This is a genomic window from Thermus neutrinimicus, assembly GCF_022760955.1.
Classification (GTDB): domain Bacteria; phylum Deinococcota; class Deinococci; order Deinococcales; family Thermaceae; genus Thermus; species Thermus neutrinimicus.
The window spans coordinates 93,556-111,322 of record NZ_JAKTNU010000001.1 but is presented as its reverse complement, the minus strand read 5'-3'; the positions used below and the strand labels follow the sequence as shown (position 1 = coordinate 111,322).

Annotated in this window: 23 protein-coding genes; 11 read left to right on the top strand and 12 right to left on the bottom strand. The window is 66.6% G+C overall.

From position 1 onward, the window contains the following. Positions 1–3: 3 nt before the first annotated feature. The 5 genes from L0C59_RS00585 to L0C59_RS00565 form a co-directional block, all read right to left on the bottom strand. Positions 4–1,014: a DUF4139 domain-containing protein gene (locus tag L0C59_RS00585; RefSeq protein ID WP_243089217.1), complete on the bottom strand. Its 1,011-nt coding sequence runs from the start codon at positions 1,012–1,014 to the stop codon at positions 4–6. Beyond that, the gene (locus L0C59_RS00580) at positions 1,011–1,625 is read right to left on the bottom strand and encodes an MBL fold metallo-hydrolase (protein ID WP_243089216.1); all 615 of its coding nucleotides are present in this window, start codon (positions 1,623–1,625) and stop codon (positions 1,011–1,013) included. Before L0C59_RS00580 ends, L0C59_RS00585 begins: the two co-directional genes overlap by 4 nt. Beyond that, positions 1,612–3,459: a 1-deoxy-D-xylulose-5-phosphate synthase gene (dxs, locus tag L0C59_RS00575; protein ID WP_243089215.1), complete on the bottom strand. Its 1,848-nt coding sequence runs from the start codon at positions 3,457–3,459 to the stop codon at positions 1,612–1,614. Before dxs ends, L0C59_RS00580 begins: the two co-directional genes overlap by 14 nt. Before the next feature lie 9 nt (positions 3,460–3,468). Then, entirely contained in the window at positions 3,469–4,110 is a 642-nt protein-coding gene (locus L0C59_RS00570; RefSeq protein ID WP_243089214.1) for a hypothetical protein, read from the bottom strand. Positions 4,111–4,196: 86 nt separating this feature from the next. Continuing rightward, the gene (locus L0C59_RS00565; RefSeq protein WP_243089213.1) at positions 4,197–4,859 is read right to left on the bottom strand and encodes a PspA/IM30 family protein; all 663 of its coding nucleotides are present in this window, start codon (positions 4,857–4,859) and stop codon (positions 4,197–4,199) included. Between the two features lie 239 nt (positions 4,860–5,098). On the opposite strand from L0C59_RS00565, the gene L0C59_RS00560 reads away from it, so the two are divergent. Then, entirely contained in the window at positions 5,099–5,854 is a 756-nt protein-coding gene (locus L0C59_RS00560; RefSeq protein WP_243089212.1) for a hypothetical protein, read from the top strand. Continuing rightward, positions 5,851–6,504 carry an outer membrane lipoprotein carrier protein LolA gene (locus L0C59_RS00555; RefSeq protein WP_243089211.1) on the top strand — a complete coding sequence of 218 codons (654 nt, stop codon included), beginning with the start codon at positions 5,851–5,853 and terminating at the stop codon, positions 6,502–6,504. The genes L0C59_RS00560 and L0C59_RS00555 overlap by 4 nt, the downstream gene beginning before the upstream one ends. Here the strand turns inward: L0C59_RS00555 and cysK are convergent. Next, a complete protein-coding gene (gene cysK, locus L0C59_RS00550; RefSeq protein WP_243089210.1) occupies positions 6,501–7,415 on the bottom strand; it encodes a cysteine synthase A in 915 nt (304 codons plus the stop codon). The genes L0C59_RS00555 and cysK overlap by 4 nt on opposite strands. A gap of 128 nt (positions 7,416–7,543) precedes the next feature. Between cysK and L0C59_RS00545 the strand changes: the two genes are divergently transcribed. From L0C59_RS00545 to surE, 3 genes are all read left to right on the top strand, one after another. Further along, on the top strand, positions 7,544–8,011 hold the full coding sequence (locus L0C59_RS00545) for an FKBP-type peptidyl-prolyl cis-trans isomerase (RefSeq protein ID WP_243089209.1): 468 nt from the start codon (positions 7,544–7,546) through the stop codon (positions 8,009–8,011). Positions 8,012–8,133: 122 nt separating this feature from the next. Next, entirely contained in the window at positions 8,134–8,340 is a 207-nt protein-coding gene (locus L0C59_RS00540) for a cold-shock protein (protein ID WP_015715977.1), read from the top strand. Positions 8,341–8,394: 54 nt separating this feature from the next. Next, complete coding sequence (gene surE, locus L0C59_RS00535) at positions 8,395–9,144, top strand: 5'/3'-nucleotidase SurE (RefSeq protein ID WP_243089208.1); 750 nt, start codon at positions 8,395–8,397, stop codon at positions 9,142–9,144. On the opposite strand, the gene L0C59_RS00530 is transcribed toward surE, so the two are convergent. Continuing rightward, positions 9,092–9,910 carry an SAM hydrolase/SAM-dependent halogenase family protein gene (locus tag L0C59_RS00530; RefSeq protein ID WP_243089207.1) on the bottom strand — a complete coding sequence of 273 codons (819 nt, stop codon included), beginning with the start codon at positions 9,908–9,910 and terminating at the stop codon, positions 9,092–9,094. The genes surE and L0C59_RS00530 overlap by 53 nt on opposite strands. A 55-nt stretch (positions 9,911–9,965) precedes the next feature. Then, on the bottom strand, positions 9,966–11,417 hold the full coding sequence (locus L0C59_RS00525; RefSeq protein ID WP_243089206.1) for a tetratricopeptide repeat protein: 1,452 nt from the start codon (positions 11,415–11,417) through the stop codon (positions 9,966–9,968). A 95-nt stretch (positions 11,418–11,512) separates the two neighbouring features. Between L0C59_RS00525 and L0C59_RS00520 the strand changes: the two genes are divergently transcribed. Then, positions 11,513–12,178, top strand: coding sequence for a hypothetical protein (locus L0C59_RS00520; RefSeq protein ID WP_243089513.1), 666 nt, complete (start codon positions 11,513–11,515; stop codon positions 12,176–12,178). Between the two features lie 246 nt (positions 12,179–12,424). Here L0C59_RS00520 and ispF read toward each other — a convergent pair whose 3' ends face one another. Then, positions 12,425–12,883, bottom strand: coding sequence for a 2-C-methyl-D-erythritol 2,4-cyclodiphosphate synthase (gene ispF / locus L0C59_RS00515; protein WP_243089205.1), 459 nt, complete (start codon positions 12,881–12,883; stop codon positions 12,425–12,427). A 16-nt stretch (positions 12,884–12,899) separates the two neighbouring features. On the opposite strand from ispF, the gene L0C59_RS00510 reads away from it, so the two are divergent. Together L0C59_RS00510 and L0C59_RS00505 are read left to right on the top strand one after the other, a co-directional pair. Beyond that, the gene (locus tag L0C59_RS00510; protein ID WP_243089204.1) at positions 12,900–13,451 is read left to right on the top strand and encodes an HD domain-containing protein; all 552 of its coding nucleotides are present in this window, start codon (positions 12,900–12,902) and stop codon (positions 13,449–13,451) included. 37 nt (positions 13,452–13,488) lie between these two features. After that, positions 13,489–13,809: an FUN14 domain-containing protein gene (locus tag L0C59_RS00505; protein WP_243089203.1), complete on the top strand. Its 321-nt coding sequence runs from the start codon at positions 13,489–13,491 to the stop codon at positions 13,807–13,809. Between the two features lie 14 nt (positions 13,810–13,823). On the opposite strand, the gene L0C59_RS00500 is transcribed toward L0C59_RS00505, so the two are convergent. Together L0C59_RS00500 and L0C59_RS00495 are read right to left on the bottom strand one after the other, a co-directional pair. Next, a complete protein-coding gene (locus L0C59_RS00500) occupies positions 13,824–14,804 on the bottom strand; it encodes an asparaginase (RefSeq protein WP_243089202.1) in 981 nt (326 codons plus the stop codon). Further along, entirely contained in the window at positions 14,801–15,082 is a 282-nt protein-coding gene (locus L0C59_RS00495) for a DUF309 domain-containing protein (protein ID WP_243089201.1), read from the bottom strand. The genes L0C59_RS00500 and L0C59_RS00495 overlap by 4 nt, the downstream gene beginning before the upstream one ends. 22 nt (positions 15,083–15,104) lie before the next feature. On the opposite strand from L0C59_RS00495, the gene L0C59_RS00490 reads away from it, so the two are divergent. From L0C59_RS00490 to L0C59_RS00480, 3 genes are read left to right on the top strand one after another with little or no spacing between them, the layout of a single operon-like run. Continuing rightward, a complete protein-coding gene (locus L0C59_RS00490; protein WP_243089200.1) occupies positions 15,105–15,911 on the top strand; it encodes an ABC transporter substrate-binding protein in 807 nt (268 codons plus the stop codon). Beyond that, the gene (locus L0C59_RS00485) at positions 15,898–16,533 is read left to right on the top strand and encodes an ABC transporter permease (RefSeq protein WP_243089199.1); all 636 of its coding nucleotides are present in this window, start codon (positions 15,898–15,900) and stop codon (positions 16,531–16,533) included. Before L0C59_RS00490 ends, L0C59_RS00485 begins: the two co-directional genes overlap by 14 nt. Next, positions 16,530–17,210, top strand: a complete 681-nt coding sequence (locus L0C59_RS00480; protein WP_243089198.1) for an ATP-binding cassette domain-containing protein — start codon at positions 16,530–16,532, stop codon at positions 17,208–17,210. The genes L0C59_RS00485 and L0C59_RS00480 overlap by 4 nt, the downstream gene beginning before the upstream one ends. Here L0C59_RS00480 and L0C59_RS00475 read toward each other — a convergent pair. Then, a complete protein-coding gene (locus L0C59_RS00475) occupies positions 17,207–17,716 on the bottom strand; it encodes a ubiquitin-like small modifier protein 1 (protein ID WP_243089197.1) in 510 nt (169 codons plus the stop codon). The two genes, L0C59_RS00480 and L0C59_RS00475, sit on opposite strands and share 4 nt — an antisense overlap. Positions 17,717–17,767 lie beyond the last annotated feature (51 nt).

Below are 17,767 nucleotides of genomic sequence, written 5' to 3'. Positions count from 1 at the left end.
TCCCTAGCGGGGAAGGGTGAGCCGGTAGACCAGGGTAAGGGACTCCTCGGGTTTGAGGGAGACTTCCATGCGGTAGCCCTGGGGCAGGTGGGTGGCCTCGGGGAAGTCCAGGCGGAAGGGTTGGGGGAAGGTCTCCGAAAGGAGGAGGACGATGGGGTAGGGGTAAGGGTTCTTGAAGCGGGTTTCCACACGGTAGGTGGCCTCCTTTTCGCTTTGGTGGAAGAGGCTCACCGACCGCTCCAGCCGGCCCTCCAGGTCCCGCCCCAGCCACACCTCCGCCACCTCCCCCTCGGGGGTAGCGGGAAGCAGGGCTTGGCCCAGGAAGAGACCTTCCTCCACCGCCTCGAGGCTCCCCGGGGCCAGGGGGAAGGGGGCCTTAAAGCGGTAGCCCCGCTCCAGGGCCAAAAACCTGTCCGTGCGGAAGGGGCCTTGGTGGCGAAGAAGCCGGTTTGGGTATACCTGGGCCTTGAGGACGGGAAGCTCCGTGGTGCCGGGCTCCAGCCGGCCCGGGGGCAGCGGGTAGCGGAAGAGGCCGAAGGGGCTTTCCCCCGAAGGGGCCTCGGCCAGGGCCCGCATGGGAAGGCCTTTGGCCTCGGCCATCCCGAGAAGGGGGGCTTCCCCGGCGATCAGGGTGAGCTTCTGGGCTTCCAGGGTCCCTCCCTCCAGCCGGAGCCGGGCCCATAGGGTAAGCCTCCCCTCCTCCAGGGTGTAAAAGACCTCTCCGGAAAGCCCGGTGTACAGGTAGCGCAGGGTGGCGAGGCCTTCCCCCCGGTAGCGGAAGAGGACCGTGGTGCCCTGGAAGACCCTTTCCCGTTCCTCCACCCCAAGGAGCCGCAAGGACCCAGGGGCTATCCGGGAAAGCCTTTCCCCCGCCAGATAGACCCAGGCGGAAGGGGGCAGGACCACGGGCTCCTTGACCTCGGCGAAGCCAGGGTAGACCACCACCTCCTGGGCCCAGGCAAGGATGCCCAGGCCCCAGAGGAGGGCCAGGAGGCCTGCTTGGAGTTTTCTCATACCCCCAGTTTAAGGGCTAGGGCCTCCACTTCCTGGCGGGAGAGGGGCCCTCCGTGGCCCAGGTAAATGGTTTCCGCTCCCAGGCTCAGGATCTTGCGCACCGTCTTCTGGGCAAGCCCTGGGTCCTCGTTGATGAACCTGGGGGGAAGGCCCCTGCCCCTTAGGGCATCCCCGGCGATCAGGAGGCCTTCCCGGAAAAGCCCCACCTGCCCCAGGGTGTGGCCGGGAAGCTCCACCACCCGCCATCCCAGGACCTCTTCCCCTTCCTCCGCCGGCCTTAAGGCCTCCCGGGGAAGGGGTGGGGCCAGGTTGGCGAGCCAGGGGCCCAGGAGGGGGATGGGCAGGGGAGGGCGGGGCTTTTCCTTGGTCAGGTAGGGCCACTCCCTGGGATGGGCCAGGATGGGAAGACCAAACCTTTCCCAAAGGGCCCGGGCCCCGCCGCTATGGTCCGTGTGGTGGTGGGTGAGGAAGAGGAGCCTGGGGGGCTCCCTGAGGAGCCTTAAAAGCCTTCCCGCTTCCCAGGGAAGCCCGGCATCCACCAGGAAGTACCCTTCCGCCACGGGAACCTTGTAAAGGTTGGCGGCGAAGGGGAGGGCCTCAGGCCCTCTCATAGGTGGGAGGGACGCCCATCTCCGCCAGGGCCTTGCGGATGCCCTCGGCGTCGATCCCGGCCTGGCGGTGGAGGCTGGGGATGGGCCCGTGCTCCAGGAAACGGTCGGGCAGGCCCAGGACCCTCACCTGGGGCTTCAGGCCCATATCGTTCAAGGCCTCGAGGACCGCGCTCCCAAACCCCCCCATCCGCTGGTGGTCCTCCACGGTGAGGAGCCGGTAGCGGGCGAGCGCCCTGAGCATCTCCCGGTCCAGGGGCTTGAGGAAGCGGGCGTTCACCACCCCGATCCTGGGGTCGTCCGAGGCGGCCTCGAGGGCATACCTCAAGGTCTTGCCGAAGGCCAGGATGTAGGCCTCGGTGCCCTCCTTGAGCACCTCCCACCGGCCCCAGGGGATCTCGGGCCAGGCGCCCTCCGGGGCCCTTTCCACGTTGTCCCGGGGGTAGCGGATGGCGATGGGCCCCCCGATCTCCAGGGCCTTTTTCAGCATGGCCCTTAGCTCCAGGGCATCCTTGGGGGCGGCGATCTGGAGGTTAGGGATGGCGCGCAGGTAGGCGAGGTCAAAAACCCCGTGGTGGGTGGCCCCGTCGGCCCCCACCACCCCCGCCCGGTCTATGGCGAAGATCACGGGCAAGGCCTCTATGGCCACGTCGTGGACCACCTGGTCGTAGGCCCGTTGCAAAAAGGTGGAGTAGATGGCCACGATGGGCTTAAGGCCCCTTAGGGCCATCCCCGCCGCCACCGTCACCGCCACGTCCTCACAGATGCCCACGTCCAGGTAGCGGTCGGGGTGCTCCAGGGAGTAGCGCACCAGGCCCGAGCCCTCCCGCATGGCCGGGGTGAGGACATAGAGGCGGGGTTCCAGATGGGCCAGCTCCGTGACGGCGTCCCCAAAGGCCTGGCTCCAGGTGTAGCCCTTGGAAACCTTCTCCGGCCTGAGGGGGTCAAAGCCCGAGGGCCCGTGCCAGTAGATGGGGTCGGCCTCGGCCACCTTGTAGCCCTTGCCCTTTTGGGTGACCACGTGGAGCAGGGTGGGGCCGTCCAGCTCCTTGAGGTGCTCCAGGATGTGGATGAGCCCCTTGAGGTCGTGGCCGTCCACGGGGCCCACGTAGCGGATCCCCCAGGCGTAGAAGGGGTTTTCCTGATGGAGGATGAGCTTGGCCGCCTCCTTGGCCCGGTCCACCAGGCCGAAGAGCTTGGGGGAGATGTGTTCCAGGATGCTCCGGCCCAGCTTCTCGGCGTCCTGGACCCACTTTCTTATCTGAAGCTCTTTGAAGTACTTGTTGAGGGCCCCCACGTTTTCCGAGATGCTCATCTCGTTGTCGTTCAGGATGATGAGCATCCTCTTGCCCAACTCCCCGATCTTGTTGAGGGCGGCCAGGGCCATCCCCCCGGTGAGGGCCCCGTCCCCGATGACCGCCACCACGTGGTAGTCCTCCTTCGCCAGGTCCCGGGCGATGGCCATGCCCAGGGCATGGGCCAAGGAGGTGCTGGCGTGGCCGGCGGTGATGGCGTCGTGTTCCGACTCGGAGACCTTGGTGAAGCCGGAAAGCCCCCCTTCCTGCCTTAGGGTGTGGAAGCGGTCCTTGCGCCCGGTGACGAGCTTGTGGGCGTAGGCCTGGTGGCCCACGTCAAAGAGGATGCGGTCTTTGGGGGACTGGAAGACCCTGTGCAGGGCCAGGATGAGTTCCACCGCTCCTAGGGAGCTTGCCAGATGGCCCCCGTTTTGCGCCGTGACCCGGATGATCTCGCTTCGGATCTCCTCGGCCAGTTCCAGGAGCTCCTCGAGGGTCAGGCCCTTCAGGTCGTCCGGGCTATTCACCTTGTCCAGCACCATCTTTCCCCCCTAGAAGTTCTTCTCCACCAGAACGCGCCCTTCCCGGGTGCGCACCTCTCCCACCTTCGGGACAAACCAAACCTCCCGCACATCCTGGCCGCGCTCGTCCTGGTAGGTTTGGCGGATCCGGTACACCTGGAAGACCCCGGCGGGCAGGCGCACCTCCCGCTCCTCCAAGACCTCCATGGCATAGTTCAGGTTCCCCTGGGCCAAGGGCTCCCGTCCCCCAGGGGTGAGGAGCTCCACCCGCACCGTCACCTTCCCCCCCCAGCGGTGTCCCGGGGCCAAGAGGGCCTCCGGAGGGTACTCCAGGATGGGAGGGGTGAAGACCACCCGGGCGGAGGGGTCCTGGAAGCCCAAAAGCCGCACGCCAAAGGCCCCCACCTGCCGGTAGTAGACCCTGTCCTCCCCCCGGCCGAAGCTACGGAAGCGCACCGCCTCCTGTCCCTCGTAAAGGGCCGGCCCCTCCACCCGCACCCGGTAGGGAGGGGAGGAAAGGGCTTCCCCCTCGGGCACGTAGACCCACTCCAACCCGGTGGTGGCGGGGTAGAAGGCGGTTTCCTGGAGAAAGGGCCGGGCCTCGGGGGCCTGGGTGGCCTGGGGGGCACAGGCGGCGAGGGAGAGGGTGAGGGCCATAAGGTACCGCCTCATGGTACGGAGTTTACCCCTTAGCTCCCGTGGGCCAGCCCACACTGGCCGCAAGGCCCTGGTCCCTTCGTGCCGGCGAAGGGCCTGGATCAGGTCTGGCCAAGCTCCCTCTTGAGGCGGGCGAGTTCCTCCTCCAGCTCCTTTTCCGTGGACAAAAGGGCGAGCTCCTTTTCCAGGTCCTGGCCGTCCAGCTCCTTCAGGGCCTCGTGCCGATCCTCCATGGAGAGGATGCGGGCTTCCATCTCCTCAAAGGCCTCGAGGGCCGGGTGGGCGTCCAGCTTGGATTCCATTCGCCGCACCGCCTCGGAGGCCTCCACCCCCTTCTTGCGGGCGAGAAGGAGCTTCTTCCGGGCCTCGGCCTCGTCGATCTTGGCCTCGAGGGCCTTGAGCTGGGTCAGGAGGCGGTCTATGAGGGCCTTTTGCTCCTCCGCCTGCTCCTTGAAGCCCTCGGCCAGGTCCAGGGCCCGCTTCCTCCGCCTCAAGGCCTCCTTGGCCAGGTCCTCCCGTCCTGCCTTCAGGGCCTCCTTGGCCTTCTCCTCCCAGAGGGCGGCCTCCTTCAGGTGGCTTTCCACCTCCCTTTCCAGGCGCTTGCCCTCGGCCATGGCGGCCGCCACCCCTTCCCGGGCTTCCCTTAGGGCCTCTTTCATGTCCTCCAGGGCCTGGTCCATGATCTTCTCCGGGTCCTCGGCCCGGCGCAATAGGTCGCTCAGGTTGGCCCGGATGAGACGGCTTAGGCGGTCCAGTAGGGTCATGGCCCTTCCTCCTAGGTTGAGTATGCCACACCCACCTTTGACCGGGATGGGAAAAGGGGGTAGGGTTTCCTCGTTGGGGTGATGGACTTGCGAAGGTATCTAGGGGCAGGTATGGCGTGGGCAGGGGAGGCCACGGGGGGCCCCGCTAGTCCCAGGGTCTGGGACCAGGTGTGCCTGGGGGTCCGTGGGATGCCGTTTTGCCCCCCTTCTCTTCCTGGCCGAAAAAGGCGGGGGGTGGCATGAGGCGGTGGTGGGCAGGGCTGCTGGTGCTGGGCTTGGCCTTAGCCCAGGGGCGCCTCGAGGCCGGGGTCTACGGTGCGGGAAGCCTGGCCTCCACCCTGGAGGTGGGGTTCACCTTGGAGCTGGGGGAGGTCTACGGGAGGCTCCAGTTGGGGCAGGAAAGCCGGGGGGCCTTGGGGCTTTCCTCCAGCCTGGCCCTGGGGCCCTTGGGGTACCTGGCCTATGGCCTGCAGGCCGAGGCGGGGGTGGGGGGGTTTGGGGGGATGGCCTTTGCCGAAGGGGGTGCTGGCCCCTTGGCCCTGGCGGCCCGGCTCGGCTACCGCCCCAAGGGGGTTTTCCCCCTGTTCCCTGAGGAGGGGTTGTTCGGTGGGCTTTCCCTGCGCTACCGCCTGGTGCCCAAGGAGGTGGTGGGCCTCCTCTGGGAAAGGGGGGAGGGGGTGCGGGCCGAGGTGAGCTACGCCCGGAGGGAGGAAGCCACCTACACCCTGGGGGCGGGTTTTTCCGGCCTGCCCTATCTGGTTCTGGGCTGGAAGGGAGAGGTGGGGGAGGGGATGGAGGTTTTGGACCTCTCCTTGCGCCTAGGGGGGCTAAACCGCCTGGAGGCGGGGCTTTACTTAGGGGAGGCTAGCCTTTTCCTCACCCTTTCCTATCCCTTTGCGGGTAGCCTCGGGGTGTGGCTTGGGGACCTGGGCCTCGAGGGGGGATACAGGAAGGTTCCCTACGCCTGGGTCCGGTACGCCTGGAGGTGGCCATGAGAAAGGGATCTCTGGAAAAAGCTTGGGGTGTTCTGCTCCTAGCCCTGGGTGTGGCTCTGGCGCAAAGCGTCTCCGAGATCCTGGACCGGGTGGAGAGGAACCTGCAAGACCCCTGGCAGGCGGTGGTGGAGGGCCAGATCCAAGGACCCGGGGGGCCGGAGGAGCTTAAAGCCCGGGTGCTGGCCATTCCCAAGGAAAACCTCTTCCGCATAGAGTTTCAGAAGCCAGGTTCCCTGGAGGGGAACTTCACCGTGATCACGGAAAGGGAGGTCTGGAACTACCTCTACCTCACGAACCAGCTGGTGGTGAGCCCCAAGGAAAAGGCCCAGGTGCAGGCCCTGGGGTTTAGCCCCCAGGGCCTTGGAGACCTTAAGGGGCTTTCCCAGCGGGTGAGCCTTCGCCTTCTGGGAGAGGAGCGCCTGCCAGAGGGGGTGGCCTGGAAGCTTTGGGGCCGGGCGCAGGAGGGCCAGGGCTTCGCCGCCTTGGAGCTCTACATCCTGAAGGCCGATCCCAGGCCCGTGCGCTTCGTGTTCCGGGACGAGGGGGGGAAGGTTTTGGCCGACCTTAGGGTGGTGGAGTTCAAGAAGGCCTCCTTGCGCCCCCAGGACCTGAAGCGCTACCCCAAGGACGCCCAGGTGGTGCGGCGCTAGGGTTCGGCGTAGAGGGGGGTGGTGAGGTACTTCCAGCCGCCGTCGGGGCTGATGCAGGCCACCCTCTTGCCGGGGCCCAGCTCCCGGGCCACCTGCAAGGCTGCCCAGAGAATCCCCCCTGAGCTCATCCCCAGGAAAAGCCCTTCCTCCTTGGCCAGGCGCCGGGCCAAGGGGAAGGCGTCCTCCTCCCACACCTGGATGACCCCATCCAGGAGGGAAAGGTCCAGGTTCTCGGGGATGAAGCCGGGTCCCATGCCCTGGAACTGGTGCTGCCCCATCTTTCCCCCGGAGAGGACGTTGGAGCGGGCGGGCTCCACGGCGATCACCTTCACCCCGGGGATCCGTTCCTTCAGGTACCGCCCCACCCCGGTGATGGTCCCCCCGGTGCCCGAGCCGTAGACGAAGGCGTCGATCCTTCCCTCTAGGGCCTCAAAGAGCTCTGGCCCCGTGGTCTCGTAGTGGGCGCGCACGTTGGCGGGGTTGGCGAACTGGTCGGGCATGAAGGCCCCAAGCTCCTCCTTGAGGCGCAGGGCCTCCTCCCTGGCGGCCAGCATCCGCCTTGCCGGGTCGGTGAGGACCAGCTCGGCGCCGAAGGCCTTCAGCACCCGCTTCCTCTCCTCGGACATCTGGGCGGGCATGGTGAGGATGAGGCGGTAGCCGCGGCTTGCGGCGATCATGGCCAGGCCGATCCCGGTGTTGCCGCTGGTGGGCTCCACGATAACCTGGCCGGAGCCGGGTCGGAGGAGGCCCTTTTCCTCGGCGTCCTGGATCATGTACCAGGCGGGCCGGTCCTTGATGGACCCGCCGGGATTGAGGCCCTCCAGCTTTACCCACACCTCGGCCATGTCGGGCTCCACCACCTTGAAAAGGCGCACCGCCGGGGTCTTGCCGACGATCCTTTCCACCCGCATACCCCTACTATAGGGCCTGTAAGGGGAGGGGAAGGGGCTTGGATACGGGGAAAGCCTCCACCACCTTCCCACCAAGGGGCGGGTCTGCTAGGCTAAGGGGAGCAAGCCTGGCTTGCGGAAGGGTGACCATGAAGGTGGAACAAGACAAGGTAGTGACCATCCGTTACACCCTCCAGGTGGAGGGGGAGGTCTTGGACCAGGGGGAGCTTTCCTACTTGCACGGGCACGGCAACCTGATCCGGGGCCTCGAGGAGGAACTGGAGGGCCGCATGGAAGGGGAGAGCTTCCAGGCCCGTGTGCCCGCGGACAAGGCCTATGGACCCCGGGATCCCGAGGGGGTCCAGGTGGTGCCCCTCTCCGCCTTCCCCGAGGATGCGGAGGTGGTGCCCGGGGCCCAGTTCTACGCCCAGGACATGGAGGGGAACCCCATGCCCCTCACCGTGGTGGAGGTCCAGGGGGAAGAGGTGACCATTGACTTCAACCACCCCCTGGCGGGCAAGGACCTGGACTTTGAGGTGGAGGTGGTGAAGGTGCGGGAGGCCACCCCCGAGGAGATCCTCCACGGCCACGTGCACGAGGGCGGGCACCACCACTAAGCCCAAAGCCCTCCCTCAGGCCCCAAGGCCCCTGGCGCTTTGGGGCTTGACTTTTTGGCCAAACCGTGGGATAGTGAGGAGTCCCTGGAAAACCAGGTGGGTTTTCGGGATGAAGGAGAAGCATGAAGAAGGGTACCGTCAAGTGGTTCAACGCGGAAAAAGGCTACGGGTTCATCCAGCAGGAAGAGGGTCCGGATGTGTTTGTGCACTTCACGGCCATCGAGGCCGAGGGGTTTCGCACCCTGAACGAGGGTGACCGGGTGGAGTTTGAGGTGGAGGCTGGCCGGGGTGGCAAGGGCCCCCAGGCCAAGAAGGTCCGCCGCCTCTAAAGGATCTTCCCCCCAAAGGCCCCTTCGGGGGCCTTTTTGCTTTAGGCTTGGGGTATGCGCATCCTGGTTTCCAACGACGACGGCATCTTCTCCCCCGGGATCAAGGCCCTGGGCCTGGCCATGCGGGATCTGGGGGAGGTTTATGTGGTGGCCCCGGATGTGGAACAGTCCGCGGTGGGACACGGGATCACCGTGAGGCGACCCCTACGGTTCAAACACACCGCCAGCGCGGGATTCGGGGAGATCCCCGCCTACCGGGTGGACGGCACCCCCGCGGACTGCGTGGTTCTGGGCGTTCACCTTTTGGGCCGGCCCGACCTGGTGGTCTCGGGCATCAACATCGGGGTCAACCTGGGCTTGGACCTCACCCACTCGGGCACGGTGGCCGCGGCTTTGGAGGGCACCTCCTTGGGCATACCCTCCATCGCCTTCAGCCTGGATACCTCGGGGGAGGAGCTTGACTTCACCCTGGCGGCAAAGTGGGCGGTGAGGATCGCCCGCCTGGTGGGGGAAAAGGGGCTTCCCAAGGGGGTTCTCCTCAACGTGAACTTCCCGCCGGGGGTGCCCAAAGGGATCATGGTTACCCGGCTTTCCACCCACCACTGGGAGGACACGGTGGTGGAGCGCCTAGACCCTGAGGGGAGGCCCTACTACTGGATCGCCGGCACCCCTGTAGGGGAGGAGGAAGAGGGTACCGACCTCTACGCGGTGCGCCACGGGTACATCTCCATCACCCCCGTGAGCCTGGACTTCACCGCAGCGGATCTGCTAGGTGAGGTAGCCCGGTGGGTGGAGGAATTATGACCACCGGCATCCCCTCCCTTAGCCCCAGGGTCTCCCGGGCGTTTCCCCGGTGGAGGGCGATCTCCAAGAGGCCTGCGCTTCCCAGGTAGGCCACGGCCTCCCCCACCTCCACCTCGCCGAAGGTGTTGCGGATGGGGATGCGCTTTCCCGTCACCTCCACCAGGCCGCCTTGGGGAGCCTCGAGGAGGGTGGTGATGGCGTTGCCGAAGCGGTCAAAGGTGAGGATCTCCCCCTCTGGCCCCGGGGTGAGGGCCAGGGGAAGGCGTACCAGGTCCCCAAGGGACACCTCCGGCCCCAGCTCCTCCGGGGCCCGCCCCAGGGCCAGATGGGCCGCGGCGGGGGCGAAGAGGTCGCGGCCGTGGAAGGTGTGGCCCCCCGGGGCCCAGCCTGGCAGGGGGAGGATGCCCGTGGGGCTTGGAGGAGAGATGCGGGTGATCTCGTGGGCTCGGGTGGGTGGGTCCAGGAGCCAGGCCAGGGTGAAAAGGCCGTTGTCGGGACCCACATAGAGGCGCCTTCCCCGGGCCACGATGGCCCGCCTCCTTGTGCCCACCCCCGGGTCCACCACCGCCAGGACCACCGCCTCCTCCGGCAGGTAGGGAAGGGCCTCAAAAAGGGCGTAGGCTGCCCGGCGCAGGTCCTGGGGGGGTAGGGCGTGGGCCAGGTCCAGGAGGGGTACTCCGGGGGCCCTTTCCCAGAGCACGGCCTTGACCACGCCCGCGTAGGGGTCCTCGAGGCCAAAATCGGAGAGGAAGAAGATGGGGCGCATCCTCCCCTCAGCCTACGGCGGACCCCTACCCTGGCCAAGCCGGGATGGGGCGGTATCAGAAGCTCCGGAGCCAGGTGGTGGGGAGAAGGGCCAGGATCACCCCCGCCACCACCCAGCCCAAGGCCAGGCCCAGGGTGCCCTCTGCCCGCTCCTTGGCCCAAAGGAGCCCAGCCCCCAGGAGAAGGAGGAGGAAGGTGGGCCCGGGCACGGCCAGGGCGAAGAGAAGGGCTGCCAGATAGGGGTGGAGGTCCTTATACCGCTCCTTGAGGACCAGGGGAACGAGGCCTCGGAAAAAGGGCTCCATGAGGGCCAGGCCCAGGAAGGCCAAGAGGTTTAGGGGCAGGGTGCCAAGCCCCAGGGCTTCCCTGATCCAGCCGTAGAGGAAGAGGAGAAGGACCAAAGCCGGCCCCACCCAGAACCCTTCAATCCAGGTGGACCAGGAACCGAGCAGGTTAGGGAGGCGCTTGCGGAACCCCCTTGCCAGCAAAACGCTGGCGAAGAGGAGAAGGCCATAGATGAGGTAAAGGTTGGGGAGGAGGAGGTCCTTCTGGTAGGGGGTGAAAAGGGCTAGGGCGTTGGCGAACAGGGCCTTTCCCAGCAAGGCGGCCAACAAAAGGGAGAGGAGGAGGCTACCCAGGAGGGTGAGGTAAAGGCTTCCCGGCCCCGGCAAGGGGTCCTCCACCACCTCCAGGGCGCGCAACAGCTCAATCCGGCTTTCCCCCAGGAGGACTAGGAGCAGAAAGGCCAAGAGGACGATAAGCCAAGGCCAGGCCTGGGCCAGGAGGCGGGCCGGGAGGTTCTCCAGGGCAGAAAGCTGCCTCAAGGCCGCCTGCCCCTGGGCAAGCTGCCCCTGTCCAAAGTAAGCCAGGGCTAGGAGCGAAAGGGCTTGGCTTTGCAGTCCGGGCTGGGCCGAAAGCTCCGGCAAAAGCCCCTCCAGAAGGGGGATGGCCTCCTGGGGCCTGCCCGAAAGGAAGAGGAGGCGGCCTCGTTCCAGCCTTTCCCTAAGGGTGGAGCCCAGAAAGGCCAGGCCCTCCTGGGGTCTTCCCAGGGCCAGATGGAGCCGGGACAGCAAAAGGCGGGCTTCCGGGGTGGAGGGAAGGCCTTGGGCCAGCCTAAGGGCTTCCTCGTACTGGTGGAGAGCCTCCAGGGCCATGGCCCGCAGGAGGTTGGCCTCGGGCCCTGGGGGGAGGGAGAGCCTTAGCACCTCAGCGGCTTGGCCTTTTTGCAGTAGCAAGCGGGCGCGAAGGAGCTGGGCCTCCGGCTCGTCTCCCAGCTGTGCCAGGTAGCTTTCCGCCTGGGCCAGATCCCCCCTTTCCAGGTGGATGCGGGCCAGGAGGAGAAGGCTTGGCCGGTGCTCCGGGTCGCTGGTGAGGGCCAGTTCGCAGGTGGCCTGGGCGCTTTCCAGGGCTCCTTGTTGGAAAAGCCGCTGGCAACGGGTGAAATAATCCTCGGCTCCCTGGGCCCATGCGGGGAGGCCCAGGAGCAACAATCCCAGGATAAGCCTCATGCCTTCCAGTTTACGCCGGGCAGGCTTTAGACCCGGTATAATCCCAGCGGGTGAGACCCGTGAGACACTGGATACCCTTTCTTTTGGTGGCGGCCCTGGCCTTGGGCCTGGCCCAGGCGCCGCAGGTGGCGGCCTTGCTGGATGCGGGGCGGTTTCAAGAGGCCTATGAGCTTGGCCTGAAGCAGGGCACCCCCGAGGCCCTGGCCTTAGCCGCCAAGGGAGCCAGCTTCTACGCCCTTTACCAGGCCAAGCCCGAGGAGAAGCGCACCTGGTTTGAAAAGGCGGAGAAGGCGGCCTCCCAGGCCATCGCCAAGGCTCCCGAGTTTCCCGAGGGTTACTTTGAGCGGGCCCGGGCCTTAGGGCGGCTTTCCCAGTTCAAGGGGATCCTCGAGGCCCTGGCGGAGGGCTTGGCCCCCAGGATCCGAAACGATCTGGAGAAGGCCTTGAAGCTCAAGCCCGACCACGCCGGGGCCATGGTGGCCCTGGCCCTTTGGCACTTTGAGCTGGTGCAGAAGGGCTGGCTGGTGGCGGCCACCCAGGGGGCGGAGGGCTCCAGGGTGGAGCCCCTCATGCAGAAGGCCATAGAGCTGGAGCCCGAGGTCATTATTCATCGGGTGGAGTACGCCAAGGTCCTTGCCGCCTGGGGCAAGAAGGGGGAGGCCATAAAACAGCTGGAAACCGCCCTCTCCCTTCCCGCCAAAACCGCCGCCGACCGCTACGATCAGGAGAGGGCCCGGCAGGAGCTTGCCAAACTGAGGTAGGTCCAGGGAGTCCATGGGGCCGGCGTGCCCGGCCTCCTTTTCCCTGGGGGTGGGAAGCCCAAGGCCAAGCCGCCCACCGAAGATGCGCAAAAACACGGCAGGCCCAGGGTATCCGGGTGGTAGGTGAGCCGCTCCAGGACATCTACCCTGGGTGGAGGCGGAAGGCGAGAAGCCCCGGGAGGACCACGTTCCCCATGGCTCGTGGTGCAGGGCCGTTGGGGGAGGGTGCCGGGCCAGACCAGGGCCTCAACCGTCCAAAAGCGCCAGGGCTCGAGCCTGCACGTGCCCTGGCGCCAGGCCCTCCGAGGTCTTGAAGGTGAGGCCGATCCGGTCCAGGGGCAGGCCCAGGAGCCGGGAGAGGTTTTCCTGAAGGTCCTGCCGGTGGGGGAAGAGCTTGGGCTGGTCCAGGATGATGGCCAGGCTTACCTGGATCAGCTTTCCCCCCCTTTCCTCCACAAGGCGAAGAGCCTCCTTTAGAAAGACCTCGCTGCGGGCTCCCCGCCACTTGGGGTCGGTGTCGGGGAAGAGGAGGCCGATGTCCCCAAGGCCAAAGGCAGAGAGTAAGGCGTCGGTGAGGGCGTGCAGGGCAGCGTCCCCATCCGAGTGGGCCAGGGCCCCGTGGGGGCTTGGAATCAAGAGGCCGCAAAGATAGAGGGGTTTCCCCTCTATAAGGCGATGGCTGTCCTCCCCGTAGCCTAGGCGCATGGCTATACTTTAGGGCATGCCGAGCTTTGCGGAAGCCTTAGCCCTCATGGAAGCTTGGACGGAAAGCGAGTCCTTAAGGCGGCACATGCGGGCGGTGGAGGTGGCCATGCGGGCCTATGCCCGCCGCTTTGGGGAGGACGAGGAGCTTTGGGCCATGGCCGGGGTCCTGCACGATATGGACTACGAGAAGTACCCCGATGAGCACCCGTATCGGGGGGTGGAGGAGCTGAGGCGCTTGGGCTACCCGGAGGAGGTTTTGGAGGCCATCCTGGGCCACGCCTCCTACACGGGGGTACCCCGAAGGACCCCGATGGCCAAGGCCCTCTTCGCGGTGGACGAGCTTACGGGTTTGATCACCGCCGCGGTCTATGTGCGCCCGGGCCGTTCCATCCTGGGCCTGGAGCTTCAGAGCCTGAAGAAAAAGTTTAAGGACAAGGCCTTCGCCAAAGGGGTGAACCGGGAGGAGATCCGGATGGGAGCTTCGGACCTGGGCCTTTCCCTGGATGAGCACATGGCCTTCGTCCTCGAGGCCATGAAGGGGGAAGCGGAGCTTTTGGGCCTTAAGTAGTTGCTTCCGTCCCCCATGTTCCGCTAGGGTGAAGGGCGTGGAGCTACCCGACCTAAGCCCTTACCTGGGACAGGTGACCTTCGGCGGCCTGGCAGGGTATGCGGTGGGCTACGCCCTGAAGAAGGTGGGAAGGTTTCTGGCCATCGCCCTAGGCCTTCTTTTCATCGCCGTGCAACTTTTGGCCCAGGCGGGCTACATCCAGGTGGACTGGACCCGCATCCAAAGGGATGTGGAGCCTCTCCTGAAGCAGCCGGGTTTGCAGAGCCTGTGGGAGAGGCTCCTCGCCACCCTCACCTACAACCTGCCCTTTGGGGCCAGCTTCGTGGGGGGCTTGATCCTGGGCCTGCGGGCTGGCTGAGGCGAGAGGAGGGTCTAGACCCAGGCGAGTTCCAGGTGGGCCTGCAGATGGCCCACCGGTAGCCCCCGGTAGTTCCTGCGTTCGGGCTGGTCCCAGGGGGTGGGCCCCGGATCCCAGCCCAGAAGCCGGAGGAGGGCCACCACCGCCACCTCCCGGGCCTGGGCCGAGCCGTCCTCCACCTTCAAGGCGATGCCCAGGGGCCCGCGGGGGCTTTCCAGAAGGGCCAGGCCGTAGTAGCCATCGGCTCCCCGTTTGGCCACCACCGGCAGGCGCTCCATCAGGAGGGTGTCTATGCTCCCGGGTCCGGCCACCAGCTCGGGGTGGCGGCGCATGGTTTGCTGCACCCGGTGAAGGGGTTCCCGGTAGGCCTCGAGGGCCCGTTCCGGGGCCGCCAGAAGGAAAAAGGCCCGGGCAGCCCGGGAGAGGGGCAGGGAAAAGGTGGGGACGCTACACCCGTCCGTGGCCAGGCGGGGTTCCACCCCGGAAAGCTCCCGCAGGGTCTTCCGGTTCAGGACCTGGACCGGGTGGTCGGGGTTCTCGTAGCCCTCGAGGCTAGCCCCCAGGGCCAGGCTCGCGGCCAGCATGCCCGCATGCTTTCCCGAGCAGTTGTGGTGGAGGGGGGTAGGGCTTTGCCCGGCTTCCTCCAGCGCCTTCCGGGCCTCCTTGGAAAAGGGAGGGTGGACCCCGCAGACCAGGGCCTCGGGGCCAAGGCCCAACTTGGCCAAGAAGCCAGAAGCCACCGCCACATGGCGGGGGGTGCCGTCGTGGCTGGCGGTGGCCAGGGCCACCTCTTCCTGGGTGAGGCCAAACCGCTCCACCGCCCCCGTGAGGAAGAGGGCCAGGACCTGGAAGGGCTTGGCGGAGGAGCGCATGTAGGCCCATAACCCGGGGTTTCCCGCATAGGCCACGAGGCCTTCCTGCCCATGGATGGCCAGGGAAACCCGGTGCCGATTTTCCACCTCTTGGCCGCGGTAGACGTAGACCCAAGCGTTCACGTCCCAAGTCTACGCCGGGCTTCCTCCAGAAGGGGTTGCCAGTCTAGGCCGAGGTAAGGGGAGGGGAAGCCCAGGAGTTTCCCTTCCGCCTTTTTTAGGTTCCTCCGGCCTCCCCGCCCGGCCTGGGCCTGGTGCAAGGCCGCCGCCAGGAGGATGAGCCCCTGCAAAAAGCGCCGCTTCTCCCCTTGCGCCTCCCGCCAGGCCTCCTCCAGGACCTCGTGGGCTTCAAAGAAGCGGCCCTCTTGGAAAAGATGCCAGGCCTCCCCCAAGGCTTCCACGCCTTAAGGCTAAACTGGGGCCATGCGCTTCGCCCTGGGTCCTTTGCTACTTGCCCTGGCTTCCCTTCCGGCCCTGGGGCTTAGGCTGGCCACCACCACCAGCGTGTACGACTCGGGGCTTTTGGACCGGCTTTTGCCGGCCTTTGAGGGGGCCATGGGGGTTCGAGTGGAGGTCCTGGCTGTGGGCACTGGGCAGGCCTTGCGGCTGGCCGAGCGCAAGGATGTGGATGCCGTCTTGGTCCATGCCCCGGACCTCGAGGGGGAAGCCTTGAAGCGCGGCCTCATCGCCCAGCCCCTCTGCCTGGCCCAGAATAGCTTCCTCCTGGTGGGGCCCAAAAGGGATCCTGCCCGGGTCCGGGAGGCAGGGGATGTGCGGGAGGCCTTGCGGCGGATCGCTCGGGCCCGGGCGCCCTTCGTGTCCCGGGGGGATCGCTCGGGCACCCACTTGAAGGAGCTGGAGCTCTGGCGGAAGGCAGGCCTCACCCCCCAAGGGGGCTTTTACCTGGAGTCGGGGGCGGGCATGGGCCAGACCCTGGTTCTGGCGGCGGAGAAGGGGGCCTATACCCTCTCCGACCTGGCCACCTACCTCACCGTGGGCCGCAAACGGGGCCTGGAGGCCCTTTATCGGCGGGAAGACCCCCTTCTGCTAAACCAGTACACCTACTACCTGGTGCCCCGGGGGGCGAAGGCCGAGGAGGCGGAAGCCCTCCGCCGCTTCCTGGCCAGGGAGGAGGCAGCCCGGTTGGTGGAGGGTTTGCGGGTGGAGGGGATCCCGCTCTTTATGCCCTTGAGGGGGCGGTGTATCATCCCCAGGGGTGGAGGCCGCTGAGCTTGTAGAAATCTCCTTGCGCAGCCTCTGGGTAGCGGGGTTTGCCACCTTGGTGGCGGCTCTTCCCGCGGTGCCCTTAGGGCTTTGGCTGGCCTCGATTGGGAGCGGGGGGATTTTCGGGCGGATTCTCCTCTACGCCGGCCTAGCCCTCCCCTCCGTGGTGGTGGGTCTTTTCTTTTATCTCCTCCTTTCCCGCTCGGGGCCTTTGGGATCCTTGGGCCTCCTCTACACCCCCTATGCCATGGTGTTGGCGGAGGCCGTCTTGGCCTTTCCCCTCATCGCCGCCTTCGTGCTTTCGGGGGCCAGGGGAAGGGTGGAGGAGGTGCGGCTTTTGGTGAGGAGCCTGGGGGGCCAGGAGGGCCAGGTGCTTCCCACCCTGTTTTGGGAAAGCCGCCGCACCCTGGTCGCCGCCTTGGCCGCGGGTTTTGGCGGAGCCATCAGCGAGGTGGGGGCGGCCACCTTGGTAGGTGGGGATATCCGCCACCACACACGGGTTCTCACCACGGCCATCGTGGTGGAAACCCGAAAGGGGGAGCTGGAAAGCGCTTTGGCCTTGGGCATGGTCCTTCTTGGGGTGGCCCTTTTGGTCACCGCCCTTCTAGTTATCCTGGAGCGGGAATGAGCCCGGTTTTGCAGGCCGAAGGCTTGGTCTACTGCTACGGGGATTTTCGCCTCGAGGTTCCCCACCTCGAGGTACACCCGGGGGAGGTCCTGGCGGTCTTGGGGCCCTCAGGAAGTGGTAAGACCACCCTCCTTCGCCTTCTCGCCGGCCTCCTGTCCCCCGAGGAGGGCTGGGTAGAAGGGGGGTTCCGCGCTTATCTGCCCCAGACCCCGCCCCTTCTGCGGCGTAGCGTTCTGGAAAACGCTGCCTTTGGCCTGTTGCTCCGGGGGGTTCCCCGGCGCCAGGCCCTGGCCCGGGCCGCCAGGCTCCTGGAGCGGGTGGGTTTGGAGGGCAAGGCCCGGCAACCCGCCCACCTCCTCTCCGGGGGGGAGGCGGTACGCCTAGCCCTGGCCAGGACGCTTCTGGTGGAGCCCGCAACCCTGCTGTTGGACGAGCCTACCGCTAGCCTGGACCCCGCCAACACCCTTAAGGTGGAGGCCTTGCTCCAGGAGGTGACCAGGGGAGGCCGGGGGGTGGTTCTGGCCACCCACGACCTCTTCCAGGTGCGCAGGCTGGCCCATAGGGTGGTCTTCCTCTTCCAGGGCCAGATGGTGGAGGAGGCCCCCGTGGGTCAGTTTTTCCAAAGCCCAAAGGACTCGAGGAGCCGGGCCTTCTTGGAGGGGCGGTTGCTTCCTTAACCGCCTCCCCGGGATGCCGCCAGCTGGATCCTTTGGAACCAAGCCTCGGCTTCCTCGCCCTCCACCTCCACCCAAAGCTGGCTGATGGAAAGGCTTCCCACCCGAAGGGGGGTCTCCTCTTGGAAGCGCACAGTGGCCCCAGGGAGGGCATAGGCCCCTTCTTTCAGCTTTGTTCCACCCCACTCCAGGAGATACCTCTCCAAAAGCCAGGGGGGCAAGGCCCCAAAGCGCTGGGCAAAGGTTCCGCCCGCCACCGGAGGGAAAAGGTCCAAGGTGGCCTCCTCCGTCAGGGGGGTGGCAAGCCCGTTCAGGTAACGCACGTCCCGGCCCTCCAGGAAAACCGAGACCCGTTCGGCCAGGTCCTGGCCCTCAAAGAGCTCCTCCCTTAGGGCGGGATGGGCCTGGATCAGGGCTTCCAAAACCTCCCCCACCGTCCTTCCCTCCACCTGGACCTGGCCCTTGCCCACCAGGTCCCGGAAGGTGGCGTACAGGTTCACCTTAGGCATATAGGAGAAGTGTAAGGGAGACCCGGGGGGGGCCCGGGTCCCCTGGGGGTG

What these genes read in the sequence shown, in the direction of transcription:
- L0C59_RS00585 (WP_243089217.1), bottom strand. Translation starts at nt 1,014, where the DNA reads ATGAGAAAACTCCAAGCAGGCCTCCTGGCCCTCCTCTGGGGCCTGGGC.
- L0C59_RS00580 (WP_243089216.1), bottom strand. Translation starts at nt 1,625, where the DNA reads ATGAGAGGGCCTGAGGCCCTCCCCTTCGCCGCCAACCTTTACAAGGTT.
- dxs (WP_243089215.1), bottom strand. Translation starts at nt 3,459, where the DNA reads ATGGTGCTGGACAAGGTGAATAGCCCGGACGACCTGAAGGGCCTGACC.
- L0C59_RS00570 (WP_243089214.1), bottom strand. Translation starts at nt 4,110, where the DNA reads ATGAGGCGGTACCTTATGGCCCTCACCCTCTCCCTCGCCGCCTGTGCC.
- L0C59_RS00565 (WP_243089213.1), bottom strand. Translation starts at nt 4,859, where the DNA reads ATGACCCTACTGGACCGCCTAAGCCGTCTCATCCGGGCCAACCTGAGC.
- L0C59_RS00560 (WP_243089212.1), top strand. Translation starts at nt 5,099, where the DNA reads ATGAGGCGGTGGTGGGCAGGGCTGCTGGTGCTGGGCTTGGCCTTAGCC.
- L0C59_RS00555 (WP_243089211.1), top strand. Translation starts at nt 5,851, where the DNA reads ATGAGAAAGGGATCTCTGGAAAAAGCTTGGGGTGTTCTGCTCCTAGCC.
- cysK (WP_243089210.1), bottom strand. Translation starts at nt 7,415, where the DNA reads ATGCGGGTGGAAAGGATCGTCGGCAAGACCCCGGCGGTGCGCCTTTTC.
- L0C59_RS00545 (WP_243089209.1), top strand. Translation starts at nt 7,544, where the DNA reads ATGAAGGTGGAACAAGACAAGGTAGTGACCATCCGTTACACCCTCCAG.
- L0C59_RS00540 (WP_015715977.1), top strand. Translation starts at nt 8,134, where the DNA reads ATGAAGAAGGGTACCGTCAAGTGGTTCAACGCGGAAAAAGGCTACGGG.
- surE (WP_243089208.1), top strand. Translation starts at nt 8,395, where the DNA reads ATGCGCATCCTGGTTTCCAACGACGACGGCATCTTCTCCCCCGGGATC.
- L0C59_RS00530 (WP_243089207.1), bottom strand. Translation starts at nt 9,910, where the DNA reads ATGCGCCCCATCTTCTTCCTCTCCGATTTTGGCCTCGAGGACCCCTAC.
- L0C59_RS00525 (WP_243089206.1), bottom strand. Translation starts at nt 11,417, where the DNA reads ATGAGGCTTATCCTGGGATTGTTGCTCCTGGGCCTCCCCGCATGGGCC.
- ispF (WP_243089205.1), bottom strand. Translation starts at nt 12,883, where the DNA reads ATGCGCCTAGGCTACGGGGAGGACAGCCATCGCCTTATAGAGGGGAAA.
- L0C59_RS00510 (WP_243089204.1), top strand. Translation starts at nt 12,900, where the DNA reads ATGCCGAGCTTTGCGGAAGCCTTAGCCCTCATGGAAGCTTGGACGGAA.
- L0C59_RS00490 (WP_243089200.1), top strand. Translation starts at nt 15,105, where the DNA reads ATGCGCTTCGCCCTGGGTCCTTTGCTACTTGCCCTGGCTTCCCTTCCG.
- L0C59_RS00480 (WP_243089198.1), top strand. Translation starts at nt 16,530, where the DNA reads ATGAGCCCGGTTTTGCAGGCCGAAGGCTTGGTCTACTGCTACGGGGAT.
- L0C59_RS00475 (WP_243089197.1), bottom strand. Translation starts at nt 17,716, where the DNA reads ATGCCTAAGGTGAACCTGTACGCCACCTTCCGGGACCTGGTGGGCAAG.